Source organism: Taishania pollutisoli (assembly GCF_014518315.1).
Lineage (GTDB): Bacteria > Bacteroidota > Bacteroidia > Flavobacteriales_D > Crocinitomicaceae > Taishania > Taishania pollutisoli.
In genome coordinates this window covers 15,692-31,350 of the sequence record NZ_JACVEL010000007.1, presented here as the reverse complement: position 1 = coordinate 31,350, position 15,659 = coordinate 15,692, and the positions used below count along the sequence as shown (strand labels likewise).

Sequence of the window (15,659 nt, the reverse complement as noted above, 5' to 3'; positions counted from 1 at the left end):
TATTCCTTTACTTTTTAGTTAATTATTTTGATCCTTCAATCCTATGACTAATGTCCCCATTAATCGTATCGGCACTATGTGTACTCAAAATAATTTTACCGGAAGAACAGTGACCGCTACCTGAGAGTGTATGCGTTGCGTCCACTTGCTGGGACGGGATCGAGAAACTACTACTCCCTGTAATGATTGCCATGTAACTCTGACCGGAACCATACAGATTATTCAAGAAAATAGTATCCAATGTTGTCCCACCTGTTGTAACATGGAGTTCATACGTTTTTCCTTCTGAAAAATTACCTGCGACATACATACTATCCATCACTTGATAATAACCTAAGAATGAGTCCCGGTATGCTCCCATTTTGTATTTACATGTAAAATCTTTTTTCTCCGCCTTTGGATTATAATTAAGCGCAGCGGGGTCTGTGCACCCTTTCTTTTTACAGGCCACCGTTAATGTCGCAGCCATCATTCCAACCATCCATAAATTTTTCATGTTTCGTTCGTATTAGTTATTAGTAAATAAATGCACTACTACAAACCCGATTTATTACTGTTTATTTTAAACAAGATAATTTTTAACAAAAAAGCGTTTCCATTTCTGAAAACGCTTTTACTCATTATTCTGTTGCTATTGACTTATGCCAATACTTCTTTTACTTTATCTGCCGCCTCCTGCAACAATACTGCAGAATGCACATTCAACCCGGATTCGTCGATTAATTTTTTCGCTTCCTCTGCATTTGTTCCCTGCAAACGAACGATAATCGGAACCGGGATATTCCCCATGTTCTTGTACGCATCTACAACTCCCTGAGCAACACGGTCACAACGAACGATTCCACCAAAGATGTTAATCAAAATCGCTTTCACATTCGGATCTTTCAAGATGATGTGGAATGCTTTCTCAACACGTTCTGCATTTGCAGTACCTCCCACATCCAGGAAGTTTGCCGGATTACCACCTGACAATTTGATGATGTCCATCGTTGCCATTGCCAATCCCGCTCCGTTTACCATACACCCAACGTTTCCGTCCAGTTTCACGAAGTTCAATCCAGCTTCTCCAGCTTCTACTTCTGTCGGATCCTCTTCGGTCACATCACGCATTGCTGCATAATCAGGGTGACGGAACAATCCGTTCCCATCCAATGTTACTTTCGCATCTACCGCGATGATTTTGTTATCAGATGTTTTCAATACAGGGTTGATTTCGAACATTGATGCATCAATGCCCACATATGCGTTGTATAGAGAAACAACAAATTTTGTCATTTCTTTGAATGCTTGTCCGCTCAATCCAAGGTTGAAAGCAATGTTTCTCGCCTGGAACCCTTGAATTCCCACACGGGGGTCAATTTCTTCTTTGTAAATTTTTTCAGGAGTATGCTCAGCAACTGCCTCGATGTCCATTCCACCTTCTGTTGAGTAAACAATGGTATTTCTTCCTCTCTCGCGATCCAACAAAACAGACATGTAGAATTCTTCTGTTTCCGCTTCTCCCGGATAGTATACATCCTGAGCGATCAATACTTTGTTTACTTTTTTCGCTTTACCGTTTGTCTGAGCCGTCATCAGGTGACCTCCCAGAATTCCTTTTACTTTATCTTCAATCTCACCAAGGCCTTTTGCCAAAACAACTCCGTTGGAATCTGTTTCCTGAACTTTTCCTTTTCCGCGACCTCCTGCATGGATCTGAGCTTTCACAACATACCAACCAGTTCCGGTTTGTTCTGTCAGTTTTTTAGCTGCTTCAACAGCGTCTTCTACTTTGTCAATAACAATACCTTCCTGTACCGCTACTCCGTAGCTTTTAAGTATTGACTTCCCTTGATATTCGTGTAAATTCATTTGTTATGAGCTTTATTTTGCGTGGTAAAAATAATATTTTATTGTGAATGGGCAAACAGTTTTTTAAGGAAATAATACCGTGTTCATCTCCCGTCAAAATAATGGACAGTAAAATAAAAAGTCAATTGTCCCGTTTGGGAGGAAAAACTACACGATGAAATACCTTCTTGCTACATTTATTATCGGTTTATGTTACGTTACATCTGCACAGGATGATCTTCAACTGGGAATTTCAACGACATCTTCCAATTACATCGGCCGAACGGTCAGCAGTACCAACAGTAAAGAACGTCCGTTTATCGGATCGGGGTTCCTGTTGTTTACCAGCTATCAGTTTAAACAATCCAAAACGTCCTCATTGGTTTACGGAATTGAATATTCCTCTACCCGGCATACATTTTGGGCCAACGGGTTTGATCCGTTTTTCAGCAATACCTCCTTAAAAACGGCACTGCTCTACCAGTTCCGGTTCAATGTTAAAGGGCAGGTATCCCCGGTTGCACGAATCGGGCTCAACAATTTAGTTCAGATGTCACAGCAAACAACGACAGTACTTCGAAAGAGCAATGAAATTCTCACCAACGACAAGCGGGGCGGTATTTATCCCATGGCACAGTTGTGTATTGGTGCTGATTTCAGGATCAATCAACGCCATTCAATGATGGTATTATTAGGCATGAGTAAGGGGTTTATTCTCAATGAAAAATTGCAGTACATCAACACACAGACAAATTCCGCACAACTTTTTGAAACGGACGGCAGCTATTTTGATCTCAGAATCATTTGGTGTGTACGGAAAAAAGCCGGAGGGAAAAAGTCAACAGATGAAGGGTAAGGAATTTAGATAAAAAACGGAAAAGACCACCAATCCGGCAGTCTTTTCATTTGTTTCGTTTCTATTCGTCATGCATTCGCATTCACCCAGCTGCTGGTAATATCTCTGGATTTGAATTCTTTTGCTTTCACCTTTTTAATATCATCCCAGATTTGAGAAATTCCGTGTTGCAATGCATCTTTTTCATCTTCCATTGCTGTGACAACAACTGAAGGATCCGAAAAGTAATGCTTTACAAAATTTGTATCAAAATCTCCGCTTTTGAATGCCTCGTGTTTCAAGACAAACTTACCGAAATCCAATGTAGTCTTCACTCCTGAAATCTGGTATTCATCAATGGCTTTCACTGCTCGGGAAATAGCTGACTTTCGGTCTTTCCCCCACACAACCAGCTTGGCAATCATCGGATCGTAGAAAATCGGAATGTCCATTCCTTCTACAAATGCATCATCCACGCGAACCGCTCTTCCTGAAGGGACTCTGTATCGTTTCAGATTCCCGATGTCCGGTGTAAATCCATTCAACGTATCTTCCGCATACACACGAATTTCTACCGCATGCCCGTTAATGGTCAGTTCTTCCTGTTTCAACGGCAACGCTTCTCCCCGTGCAACACGAATCTGCCACTCCACTAAGTCCAGTCCTGTAATTTCTTCCGTTACCGGATGTTCTACCTGTAAGCGCGTGTTCATCTCCAGGAAAAAGAAGTCCATGTTTCCGTCGACCAGAAACTCAACAGTCCCTGCTCCTTCATAATCACATGATTTACAAACGGCAACTGCAGCCTCTCCCATTTTCTTGCGCAGTTCAGGTGTGAGCAACGCACTTGGTGCTTCCTCGATTACTTTCTGATGACGTCGCTGTACCGAGCACTCCCGCTCAAACAGGTAGACGGCATTTCCATGACGATCTGCAAAGACCTGAATTTCAATGTGACGGGGTTTGGTAACAAATTTTTCAATAAAAACGGCATCATTTCCAAATGAAGAGCGCGCTTCATTCTGCGCCAATCGCATTTGTTCGCGGAACTCTTCTTTTTTCTCAACCAGGCGCATCCCTTTTCCTCCACCTCCTGCAGAAGCTTTTATCAGAATCGGGTATCCTACTTCATCTGCCACTTTAATTGCTTCATCTACATCGGTAATTGCTTCATCGACTCCCGGCACCAACGGTACTCCGAAATCTTTAACAGCTTGTTTTGCACTTAACTTATCCCCCATCACCTCCATTGATTCAGGAGATGGTCCGATCAGTGTGATTCCTGCCGCTTTCACTTTGCGGGCAAATGCCGCATTCTCAGAAAGAAAACCGTACCCCGGGTGAATCCCGTCTACGCCCAGTTCTTTACAATAATCCAGGATTAGATCCATCTTGAGGTAGCTTTCCGCTGCTGGGCTTCCTCCTAAATAAACAGCTTCATCTGCTTCCAATACGTGTGGTGCATTTCTGTCTGCGTCAGAGTAAACCGCTACACTTTTGATGTCCATCGCTTTAAGCGTTCGGATGACCCTTCTGGCAATTTCTCCTCTATTTGCAATAAGTACTTTTTTCATGGAAGTCATTAATTTGATCTGATCGCGAAGATAACACTTTCAAAGAAACTGAATGGATATTTTTATGAGATTTGGGGGAAGGTTCAAACAAAATAAGGTACCTTTGCTGCTTGCTTATTAATTTATTCATAGAATGGTCACTAACAATAAGTCACACATAGACAGAGTCGTTCAACCGATCCAAAAATTTATTCAACAGGAAAAGTCAGGCGGACTCGTACTTGGAATCAGTGTTATCGTTGCTTTATTCCTTGCGAATTCTCCCTGGTCAGAAGCTTATCATCACTTTTTTGAACATAAATTCGGTCTTCAGTTTGACGGAGAAACCTACCTGGAATACAGCATTCACCACTGGATTAATGATGGTTTGATGGCAATTTTCTTTTTTGTCGTCGGGTTGGAACTCAAACGGGAAATTATTGGCGGAGAACTGTCCAATCCTCGTAAAGCAATGCTTCCCATCATTGCTGCAATCGGAGGAATGCTTGTCCCTGCAGTCATTTATTTTTCACTTAACCCTACCGGCGATGTTCAGGGGGGATGGGGAATCCCGATGGCAACGGATATCGCATTTGCGTTAGGGGTTTTGTATTTACTGGGCGACCGGATTCCACTGTCATTAAAAGTGTTCCTTACTGCACTGGCAATTGTTGATGACCTGGGCGCGGTACTTGTCATTGCGTTCTTTTATACCTCGGAAATATCTGCTTCGAGCTTACTGACGGGTCTCGCCTTTTTATCCGCTATGTACCTTGGAAATAAAGCCGGTATCAGAAGCATCCTGTTCTACGCGGTACTGGGAATCGGTGGTGTGTGGACCTCTTTTTTACTCTCCGGAATTCATGCAACCATTGCCGCCGTACTTGCTGCTTTTGTGATTCCGGCAGATGTGAAAATCAAAGAAGTTTCCTACATTGAAAAAATCAAAAAATACCTCAGTAAATTCGGAGGAATTGACCCCAAACACAACATCCCTACGCTAACCAATGAGCAATTGCATGTATTGGATGAAATAAAAAAAGATACCAATCAAGCCATTCCTCCTCTGCAACGACTGGAGCACGCTATGCACCCTATGGTAACGTTTGTTATTATTCCCGTTTTTGCCCTGGCCAATGCGGGTGTTTCAGTACTGGATATCGACGTCAATGAATTGTTCAGCACCAATGTCGCCCTGGGAGTCGGATTGGGGTTATTGGTCGGAAAAGTAGTTGGTGTCGTTGGGTTCACCTGGTTGAGTTCAAAACTAAAAATCGCTCCGTTTCCTGACGGAATGAATCTCCGGAATTTATTCGGACTGGGATTATTGGCTGCCATCGGTTTTACCATGTCTCTGTTTGTTACATCACTGGCATTTAATGACGCGACATACGTCACGCAAGCAAAAATCGGCATCTTTACCGCTTCTATTGCAGGTGGAATCCTTGGGTACATTGTTCTTAATAAGCAATCAAAAAAAGCAGGCAAGTGAAACGGTTGGTTGAGAACAAACAATTAAGCAGATACCTGTTTATTTTATCATTTCTGGCAATCGCTCTGCTGATTATCGAGAATGGTTTTGTTCTTCCTTCCCAAGCAGAAATTATTATCCTGATTATTTACGGCATCTTGTTGTCAGCCGGAATCAGCATGACCATTTTACGGCTTGTTTATAAAAAAACAACCAACGTCCGTTTGATCGTATTTGATCTGGTCAGTGTCAGCTTTATCCTGTTTTGTATTTTTAAACAGATCACATTACAACATTCCTACCACATCATTACGGATTGGATTCGTGTTGCTGTGATTGTAAAATGGGTCAGGGAAATGATCACCCGGCGGTTGTATTATAAGCGCTCACTGATCAACCCGGCACAATTGTTTATCATCAGCTTCCTTGTGATGATCCTCTGTGGTACCTTCCTGCTTATGTTACCGGAGTCTACGCATAACGGCATTTCGTTTATTGATGCTTTTTTCATGTCTACCAGTTCGGTATGTGTAACGGGACTTGGCGTCGTTGATGTGAGTGCTTATTTCACACATTTCGGGCAAACGGTCATCATGCTGCTGATCCAGGCAGGAGGATTGGGAATTTTGACGTTTGCAAGTTACTTTGCCTATTTCTTTAAGGGGGGAGCGACCTATGAAAACCAACTGGCATTAAGTGATATTTCAAGTTCCGGAAAAATCGGCGAAGTATTTACCACCCTGCGCCGGATTCTCATTATTACGTTTTTAATTGAATTTATCGGTGCGTGCTTTATCTACATCAATCTGGACAAGACGTTCATTCCAGGTTTCGGTGACCGGGTTTATTTTGCTGTTTTTCATGCCATCTCATCCTTTTGCAACGCCGGTTTTTCAACTATGCCCAAAGGAATGATGGATGGTGAATTAATCTTCAATTACCCGTTGCAGCTGACGATGGTTCTTATCTTTGTTTTCGGGGGATTGGGCTTCCCCATCATGATCAATATCCTGCGTTACGTCAAATACTTTATTAAACGCTATGTTCTTTGGTTTGTTTCGGGGGAAAACAATTACCGCGCATGGGTGATGACACTTAGCAGCAAAATCAACCTGATCACAACACTTGTGCTCATCGTTGTGGGAACCTCCGCCTTTTTTATTATGGAATATTCCAATTCACTGGCTGCGCACAACGGTTCCGGAAAAATCGTCACAGCATTGTTCTCTGCAACTACTCCCCGCTCCGCAGGTTTGAACACGATTGATTTCAGCAGCCTGCACATGTCTACTATTATTCTGATCATCCTGCTGATGTGGATCGGAGCTTCTCCTGCATCGACAGGTGGAGGGATTAAAACCAGTACATTTGCTATTGCAACGCTTAATTTTATCAGCCTGGCAAAAGGAAAAAGTAAAATAGAGTTGTTCCGGCGTGAAGTAGCCGACATCTCTGTCAGAAGGGCATTTGCCACCATGACACTCTCCTTTGTGGCAATCGGGACCGGAATCTGCTTTCTTTCCCATTTTGAAAACGACGCCTCTCTGCTTGAAATTGCTTTTGAATGCGTCTCCGCTTATTGTACAGTAGGGTTAACACTGGGAATAACGCCGGAGCTGAGCGATCCCGGGAAAATTGTATTGATCGCATTAATGTTTACCGGAAGGGTTACCATGTTGTCCATTTTAATTGCTTTCTTTAAGAAAGTCCGACCGATGAGTTACCAGTATCCAACGGATGAAATCATGATTAACTAAAAAATGACACAATGAAATTCATAATTGTAGGCTTAGGAAATTTCGGAGCTTCTCTTGCCGAAAAACTCACACAGCAGGGAAATGAAGTGATTGGTATCGACTCCAGTATGGCAAAAGTTACAGCCTTGAAAGAAAAGATCAGTCACACCATCTGCCTGGATGCAACAGACGAACAAACGGTTTCAGATCTGCCGTTGAGAAATACGGATATTGTGATGATCTGTATCGGTGAAAACCAGGGAACCAATGTACTGGCAACAGCGCTCTTTAAAAACCTGGAAGTAAAACGACTCATCAGCCGTTCGATCAATCCGCTCCACGAAAAAATACTCCGGGCAATCGGTGTGGATGAAATTGTGCGGCCGGAAGAAGAAACTGCGGAACGATGGTCGAAAAAACTATGCCTGAGAGGTGTTGTCGATTCATTCGAACTGAACAAAAATTACAGTGTTGTTGAAGTAAAAACACCTGCGTTTCTGGTGGGAAAAACCATCAAAGAAATCGGGTTTCGGAAAAACTATAAAATTGTGATTCTCACCATTATCAAACAATCAGAAGTGACCAGCTTACTGGGTAAAACCACAACGGTTTCAAATGTTCAGGGGATTCCGCAACTGGAAACAGTTATTCAGGCAGAAGATATCCTGGTGCTCTACGGCTCCAATAAAGACCTGGCAAAGATTGCAAAAATCACCCGGGAATAACGTTCTGTTTACAGCACAAAGATCGCCACGATAATAAATACAATGATGATCAAAATGTATTGCCAGAAATCGATAAAATAAGGTGCGTATTTTTTTAGATCATCTTTCCATCCCATGTCGCAAAGTTAAAAAAATCTTTTTCTAAAACTTTTTGTCTTTTATTGAGAATATCATTTTTCGTTGAGGGCGAATTTTGCTATATTTGTGCTGCGATAAAACTAAGTTATGACCAAAGAAATAGTATCAGACAAAGCAAAAACACTCGATTTCGATACCTTTAAATCAGAAGTATTAGCCGATTATAAACTGGCATGTATTTCCCGGGAAACTTCCCTGCTCGGAAGAAAGGAAGTTTTAACTGGAAAAGCTAAATTCGGGATTTTCGGAGACGGAAAAGAATTGGCACAAATCGCTTTGGCAAAACAATTTCAAAACGGGGATTTCCGCTCGGGGTACTACCGCGACCAAACCCTGATGATGGCCATCGATCAATTGAGTGTACAACAATATTTTGCAGGATTGTACGCACACACAGATGAAGAAATTGAACCTATGTCTGCAGGACGTCAGATGGGAGGACATTTCGGAACGCGTAACCTGGACAAAAACGGAGACTGGAAAAACCTGATGGAACAAAAAAACAGTTCTGCAGACATCTCCCCCACTGCCGGTCAAATGCCGCGCTTACTGGGATTGGCACAAGCATCCAAAGTATATCGCAACCATACGACCTTAAAAGAGTTGGAAGCATTCAAAAAATTCACAAACGGCGGAAATGAAGTTGCATTCGGAACCATCGGCGATGCTTCTACTTCAGAAGGACCTTTCTGGGAAACCATCAATGCAGCAGGTGTATTACAGGTGCCAATGGTTATGTCTGTGTGGGACGACGGGTACGGAATTTCTGTCTCCAGAGACAATCAAACAACAAAAGACAGTATCTCCGAAGCATTGGCAGGAATGCAACGTACGGAAGATAAACCGGGATATGAAATTTTCCTTACAAAAGGATGGGATTACGCGCATTTGTGTGAAACCTATGAAAAAGCAGTTGCACTGGCACGAGAAGAACACATCCCTGTCCTGGTACACGTAAAAGAAGTCAATCAGCCACAAGGACACTCCACTTCCGGTTCGCACGAACGCTACAAATCAGCGGAACGTTTACAATGGGAATCTGATTTCGACTGCATCAATAAGTTCAAAGAATGGATTCTGAACTTCAATGCAGATGGTTTGACCATTGCAACGGAAGAAGAACTCAAAGCAATTGCTGACGAAGCAAAAAAGTCTGTTCGTGACAGCAAAAACAACGCATGGAAAGAATTTACGGATGTCCTAAAAAAAGACCTGGCAGAAGCGATCCAATTGATAAAAACCGTTGCAGAACAGAGCTCCAACAAAGCATTTATTCAAAAGGAAATCGAAGCGCTTGAAAAGGCAATGGATCCGATCCGAAAAGATATTCTTTCCGCTGCAAAAAAGGTACTTCGCCTGATCCGAAATGAGCAAAATCCGGCAAAAACAGCACTGTCAGCATGGATTCAACAACAGACAAGTGTCAACTATGACCGTTACAGTTCTCATTTATATTCTCAGTCTGAAAAGGCAGCATTGAAAATCAAAGGAATTGAACCGACATACGATGCAAATGCTCCGCAGGAAGACGGGCGGATCATTTTGCGCGACAATTATGATAAAATTTTAGAAACGCGTCCGGAAGTATTGATTTTCGGGGAGGATGCCGGAAAAATCGGTGGTGTGAACCAAACACTGGAAGGAATGCAGGAAAAATACGGTGAATTGCGTGTCGCTGATACCGGAATCCGTGAAATCACCATTATCGGGCAGGGAATCGGAATGGCGATGAGAGGATTGCGTCCGATTGCAGAAATTCAGTACCTGGATTATTTACTATACGCTATTCAGGTCATTTCAGATGATCTGGCAACTGTTCAATACCGAACAAAAGGAGGTCAAAAAGCACCGTTGATTATCAGTACACGGGGACATCGCCTGGAGGGAATCTGGCACTCCGGATCACCAATGGGAATGATCATCAATGCCGCGAGGGGTGTGCATGTGTGCGTACCGAGAAATATGACAAAAGCAGCTGGTTTTTACAACCTGTTGCTGGAAGCAGATGAACCGGCAATTGTCGTGGAGCCGCTAAACGGATACCGTACAAAAGAAGCACGTCCGAGCAACATCGGAGTATTTAAAATTCCGTTGGGAGTTCCTGAAATCGTAAAAGAAGGGACTGATTTAACGATTGTTTCCTATGGTTCAACATTTAATCTGTGTGAAGTGGCGGCTAAGCAACTGGCAGAATTGGGAATCAACGTGGAATTAATTGACGTTCAAACGTTACTTCCGTTTGACATTCACCATGTCATTGCAGAATCGTTGGAGAAAACGAACCGTTTACTAATTGTAGACGAGGATGTGAGCAGTGGTGCAACAGGGTTCATGCTGGACAAAATCCTGGTAGAACAAAAAGGATATTACCACCTGGATTCCGCACCTGTGACATTGAGCGCGAAAGATCACCGTCCCGCGTACAGTACAGACGGAGACTACTTTTCAAAGCCAAGCATCGACGATATCGTGGAGACAGCTTATTCCATTCTGCACGAAGCAGATCCGAAAGCGTACCCGGCATTGTATTAAAATAATCATGTATAAAACAACAAGACCCGATCATGAACTGGTCGGGTCTTGTCGTTATACTCTGCTGAATCAATATATTTCTCAAAAAAGGACAATAATTCGTTAACATACCCTATTCATTAACTAATTAATTTTACTTGCTTTAACAAACAGGTCGGATGACGAATAAAGCACATATATTACAACAGATCTTAGACAATCGGACAGACAATAAAAAAGTGTTCGGAACATCGTTCAGTATCCGGCACAAAGAGCATATCTGGTACGGGGCAAGTGGTAACCTGACAACTGAAAGCAGTTATTTTATAGCAAGTACAACCAAGTTGTATACAACTGCTATCATCCTGCATTTCCAATCAAAAGGATTATTAAAACTCGACGACCTGATCCTGCATTACCTGGATGAACACATCATCACCGGGTTGAACAGGCACAAAGGGGTTGATTACTCCAATAAAATCACCATCAAGCAGTTACTCGCACACACATCCGGGATTCCGGATTATTTTCAAGGTAAAAATGAACTGGGAATTAGTCTTGAGCATCAGTTAATGAAAAACACGGATCAGGCCTGGTCATTCGAAGACGCTATCATGCGGGCAAAAACAATCTCTTCTTCTTTTTCAGCAGGGACATCAGGAAAAGCTCTTTATTCCGATACCAATTTTCAGTTACTGGGAAAAATTATTGAAAAGATAAGCGGAAAAACACTGGAAGAAAATTACAGCGAATTTATTTACACCCCGTTGCAGCTAACAAAGACATACCTGTACCAAGATCCAAATGACAAAATTCCCGCCACCTTATTTTACAAGCATTCACCATTGGACATTCCTCTTGCCATGTCTTCTTTTGGCCCCGATGGGGGAATGGTATCCACCTCCGACGAATTACTTCAGTTTTTATACCATTTTTTCAATGGGACGTTCTTCGAAAAATCGACGCTAAAGGAATTACAGGTTTGGAACAGAATTTTCTTCCCAATGAAATCGGGTGTAGGTATCCATCAATTCAAACTTCCAAGGTTTTTTGATCCTCTTGGAATCATGCCGGAACTAATCGGTCACTCCGGGCTTTCCGGGGCATTGGCGTATTATAGCCCGCAACATGATCTATATATTGCCGGGACAGTCAATCAGGTAGCATATCCGGACACGTCTTTTAAGTTGATGACCAAATTAATTCGAACAATGTTGAAAAAGTAAGTACATTTGAGACAATGAAAGCATTACTTTTAGTTGGCATTGGCGGAGGGATCGGCAGTATTATGCGATATCTCACCACAGTACTGATTTCCCGGTATTCCTCCTCCCTGTTCCCGTGGGCTACATACAGTGCAAATTTGTTGGGATGTTTATTGATTGGTTTATTTATAGGAATCCTGGAGCGTCAACAGGTGCTTAGTTCCGATTTAAAGTTACTGTTAATCACTGGTTTTTGCGGAGGTTATACCACTTTTTCTGCGTTTGCAAATGAAAACATGACACTGATTCAAAGCGGTCATACATTTACCGCACTGCTATACATTGCGGTTAGTGTATTGTCCGGAATTCTTGCCGTGTACGGAGGAATGCTGATCGCGAAATCTATCTGACAACGGTCTTTCCCGGCTTCACGGACTGCAAAAAACACATTACTCCTGTTACAGCATTGATTTTACCTGTTATTTTTTACCGATTTTACTATATCCCATTCAAATAAAGAGAATTTTAATTTAAGATAATTTTATCTTAAATTAAAATTCTTCCTATATTTGTTGAAACGAAAGGAGTTCTCACAGTAAACAGACAACAACCATGAATACCACCGATTATACAAAAGCACAGGGACACTGGGTGCTTGCCCGAATGGGGAAAAAAGTACTGCGTCCGGGAGGGAAAGAATTAACACATCAATTAGTCAGATCGTTGGAAATCACAACTGAAGATCACATTGCAGAATTTGCCCCCGGATTAGGATTCACTGCTTCCATTTCACTAAAAAATATGCCTTTTTCCTATGTAGGAATTGATGCCAATCAGGAAGCAATTCGTTATTTGAAACAAAAAGTAACTGGGAGAAATGTCGAATTTATTGAAGGAAATGCGGCCTCTACCCCATTGACGGCGGGCAGCAAAGATAAAGTCTACGGTGAAGCAATGTTGACAATGCATGCCGATCACCGCAAATCAGAAATCATAAAAGAAGCACATCGTATTCTGAAAAAAGGAGGTCTGTATGCCATTCACGAACTGGGACTAACGCCAAATGATCTGAGCGAAGATATGAAAGCAACAATTCAAAAAGATCTGGCACTTGCCATTAAAGTAAACGCCCGCCCATTAACAGAAGCTGAATGGATCACTTTATTGGAAAGTGAAGGATTCAGGATCAGGAAAACAGAACGCAATACGATGCACCTGCTCGAACCCTCCCGGATAATTGACGACGAAGGTGTATTCAGAGCATTGAAAATCGGGTTAAAGCTACTGACAAATCCGGGAGCACGAAAACGAATTATACACATGAGAAAGACATTCAAGAAGCATCAGCAGCACATGAATGCCATTGTTATTATTGCTGAAAAAATTTAAATCAGGGACATATGGACATTACAGAAAACAGTATCATCGGAGAATTAGTCGCATCTGATTACAGAACAGCATCCGTTTTTAAACAACATCGTATTGATTTTTGTTGCAACGGAAACCGTACAATCCACGAGGCATGCAGCAACAAGAAAACGGATACAGATCGTTTGATTGCAGAACTCAGGCAGGTAGTATCTTCTTCGAACAACACGGTCATTGATTATACTTCATGGCCAATCGATTTACTCGCTGATTACATTGAAAAAAAGCACCACCGGTATGTAGAGACAAAGATTCAGGAAATCAAACCTTTTTTGAAGAAGATCGTCGCGGTACATGGGGCGCAACATCCTGAACTTGCAGAAGTAGAAGAATTATTCATCGCTTCCGCAGGAGAATTATCTATGCACATGAAAAAAGAAGAGTTGGTTCTGTTTCCGTTTATCCGCAAGATGACCGCAAACCAACTCACAGGTGAAACGACTCCTGCCCCCCATTTCGGGACAGTACAAAATCCGATTAATATGATGCACCACGAACACGATACTGAAGGGGAACGGTTTCGCAGAATTGCGGAGCTCACCAATCAGTATACACCACCGGCAGATGCCTGTGCAACTTACAAAGTAACTTTTTCGATGCTCAAAGAATTTGAAGAAGACCTGCACCTGCACATCCATCTTGAAAATAATATTTTGTTTCAGAAAGCCATTCAACTGGAACAACAGACATGAGCAGGATAATCCATATCAAACGTGTGTACGAACAACCGGAAGAAAGTGATGGTTACAGAATTTTAGTTGACCGCCTCTGGCCCAGGGGAATAAAGAAGGAACAAGCACATGTGAGTGAATGGAACAAAGAAGTAGCTCCTTCAACTGAGTTGCGCACATGGTTTGATCATCGTCCTGAGCGGTTTGAACAGTTCTCCCGGGAATACAGGAATGAGCTCTTGCAAAAAAGGGAGGAATTAATCCGTATTCAACGCCTTGCAGATAAGCAGCCGGTGACATTGATCTATGCAGCGAAAGATCCGGAGATGAATCACGTCGTGATACTTTGTGATGTATTGAGCACAATTAAAGGATGATAGGATGACTTTATGATGGTGCAGTTGGATGATGGTAGGATTTAAAAACAGAGTGGGCATTCAGGAAAAGTTTCTTGTTTACCGGATGTGAAATGCAACTGACTTGATCCGTTTTGTCAACACGCCATCGATTGTTTCTTCGAGGATCATGTTTTGTACTGCCGGGTCATCCAACACTTCATTCAGTGGTTTGATCACACCGACCGGAATGTGTTCTTTCGCCATTGCATGGAGCAGTACTTCACTATCGATCAACTCAATTTTTTCCTGCAGGATGCGTTGCAACTTTAACCGGTTGACCACCCGTACCTGATTGTACGCGAACAATTCATCATCGACCAGGTTCAGACAGTCTAAGAACTGGCACAATTTAAAAAAATGATTGTTGCTTCCAATCGCAAACGTGATTAGCTTATCATCCTGTGTAATGAACAGCTCGCCGTAAGGAGCAATGTTAGGATGCAGGCTTCCTACTCGCTTTGCAACAAATCCCTGATTCAGGTAATTAGTCGCCTGGTTGACCAAACTACTTACCGCAGCTTCATACAAGGAGACATCTACCGTTTTTCCTTCACCACTCTCCAACCGTTGCAATAACGCCACTAAAATTCCTTCTTTCAATTGATGAGCAGCCAGCACGTCAATCAGTGCAACCGGCATTTTTACAGGTCCACTGTCGGGAGTCCCGTTCATACTCATAAATCCGGATTCTGCCTGGAGAATCAAATCATACGCGACCCTATCGGAATCCGGACCAAATCCGGAAATACGCCCATGAATCAGCCTCGGATTAATGTTTTTTAATACTTCGTTTGTGAGGTTAAACTTATCTGCATCACCCGATTTGAAGTTTGTCAACAGAATATCTGCCTGTTCAACTAACCCTAAAAATTCCGAACGGTCGGCTTCTTTGGTATAGTCTAATTTCCGGTATTCCTTTTTGTAATTAACGGACGAAAAATAGGCGGAGACAGTGCTCTCTTTTGATTCCGTCGGCAGCCGCCATGTGCGGGTAACATCCCCGTGAAGGGGATGTTCTACTTTAATTACTTTCGCTCCTAATTCGGCAAAAAACATTCCTACAGACGGACCAGCCAATACCGTCGATGCATCAATAACTACTAACTTTTTTATGTCCACTTTACCAATTTATTCGTGTTTAATGCCAATCAGGAAGCG

Annotated in this window: 14 protein-coding genes; 10 read left to right on the top strand and 4 right to left on the bottom strand. The window is 42.4% G+C overall.

Features of this window, described 5'->3' with window-relative positions; genetic code table 11:
- Nucleotides 1-22 precede the first annotated feature (22 nt).
- Both H9Y05_RS10955 and sucC read right to left on the bottom strand, forming a co-directional pair.
- Nucleotides 23-496, bottom strand: a complete 474-nt coding sequence (locus H9Y05_RS10955) for a hypothetical protein (protein WP_216714309.1) — start codon at nt 494-496, stop codon at nt 23-25.
- Nucleotides 497-639: 143 nt separating this feature from the next.
- Nucleotides 640-1,851 (bottom strand): ADP-forming succinate--CoA ligase subunit beta, encoded by a 1,212-nt coding sequence (gene sucC / locus H9Y05_RS10950; RefSeq protein ID WP_163491088.1) that lies wholly within the window; start codon nt 1,849-1,851, stop codon nt 640-642.
- 154 nt (nt 1,852-2,005) lie between these two features.
- On the opposite strand from sucC, the gene H9Y05_RS10945 reads away from it, so the two are divergent.
- Nucleotides 2,006-2,686 (top strand): hypothetical protein, encoded by a 681-nt coding sequence (locus H9Y05_RS10945; protein WP_216714308.1) that lies wholly within the window; start codon nt 2,006-2,008, stop codon nt 2,684-2,686.
- A 68-nt stretch (nt 2,687-2,754) separates the two neighbouring features.
- Here H9Y05_RS10945 and H9Y05_RS10940 read toward each other — a convergent pair whose 3' ends face one another.
- Entirely contained in the window at nt 2,755-4,239 is a 1,485-nt protein-coding gene (locus H9Y05_RS10940; RefSeq protein WP_163491086.1) for an acetyl-CoA carboxylase biotin carboxylase subunit, read from the bottom strand.
- A 133-nt stretch (nt 4,240-4,372) separates the two neighbouring features.
- On the opposite strand from H9Y05_RS10940, the gene nhaA reads away from it, so the two are divergent.
- From nhaA to H9Y05_RS10895, 9 genes are all read left to right on the top strand, one after another.
- On the top strand, nt 4,373-5,710 hold the full coding sequence (nhaA, locus tag H9Y05_RS10935) for a Na+/H+ antiporter NhaA (RefSeq protein ID WP_216714307.1): 1,338 nt from the start codon (nt 4,373-4,375) through the stop codon (nt 5,708-5,710).
- A complete protein-coding gene (locus H9Y05_RS10930; protein ID WP_317170303.1) occupies nt 5,707-7,446 on the top strand; it encodes a TrkH family potassium uptake protein in 1,740 nt (579 codons plus the stop codon). Before nhaA ends, H9Y05_RS10930 begins: the two co-directional genes overlap by 4 nt.
- A gap of 11 nt (nt 7,447-7,457) precedes the next feature.
- A complete protein-coding gene (locus H9Y05_RS10925) occupies nt 7,458-8,150 on the top strand; it encodes a potassium channel family protein (RefSeq protein ID WP_163491084.1) in 693 nt (230 codons plus the stop codon).
- Nucleotides 8,151-8,375: 225 nt separating this feature from the next.
- Complete coding sequence (locus H9Y05_RS10920) at nt 8,376-10,820, top strand: alpha-ketoacid dehydrogenase subunit alpha/beta (RefSeq protein ID WP_216714306.1); 2,445 nt, start codon at nt 8,376-8,378, stop codon at nt 10,818-10,820.
- A gap of 158 nt (nt 10,821-10,978) precedes the next feature.
- The gene (locus tag H9Y05_RS10915; RefSeq protein WP_163491082.1) at nt 10,979-12,025 is read left to right on the top strand and encodes a serine hydrolase domain-containing protein; all 1,047 of its coding nucleotides are present in this window, start codon (nt 10,979-10,981) and stop codon (nt 12,023-12,025) included.
- 14 nt (nt 12,026-12,039) lie between these two features.
- A complete protein-coding gene (gene crcB, locus H9Y05_RS10910; protein ID WP_163491081.1) occupies nt 12,040-12,414 on the top strand; it encodes a fluoride efflux transporter CrcB in 375 nt (124 codons plus the stop codon).
- A 202-nt stretch (nt 12,415-12,616) separates the two neighbouring features.
- Entirely contained in the window at nt 12,617-13,393 is a 777-nt protein-coding gene (locus H9Y05_RS10905; RefSeq protein ID WP_163491080.1) for a class I SAM-dependent methyltransferase, read from the top strand.
- 11 nt (nt 13,394-13,404) lie between these two features.
- Nucleotides 13,405-14,124 carry an iron-sulfur cluster repair di-iron protein gene (ric, locus tag H9Y05_RS10900; protein WP_216714305.1) on the top strand — a complete coding sequence of 240 codons (720 nt, stop codon included), beginning with the start codon at nt 13,405-13,407 and terminating at the stop codon, nt 14,122-14,124.
- A complete protein-coding gene (locus tag H9Y05_RS10895; protein ID WP_235992185.1) occupies nt 14,121-14,480 on the top strand; it encodes a DUF488 domain-containing protein in 360 nt (119 codons plus the stop codon). The genes ric and H9Y05_RS10895 overlap by 4 nt, the downstream gene beginning before the upstream one ends.
- A 78-nt stretch (nt 14,481-14,558) precedes the next feature.
- Here H9Y05_RS10895 and H9Y05_RS10890 read toward each other — a convergent pair whose 3' ends face one another.
- Nucleotides 14,559-15,620, bottom strand: coding sequence for a CaiB/BaiF CoA transferase family protein (locus H9Y05_RS10890; protein WP_317170302.1), 1,062 nt, complete (start codon nt 15,618-15,620; stop codon nt 14,559-14,561).
- Between the last annotated feature and the right edge of the window lie 39 nt (nt 15,621-15,659).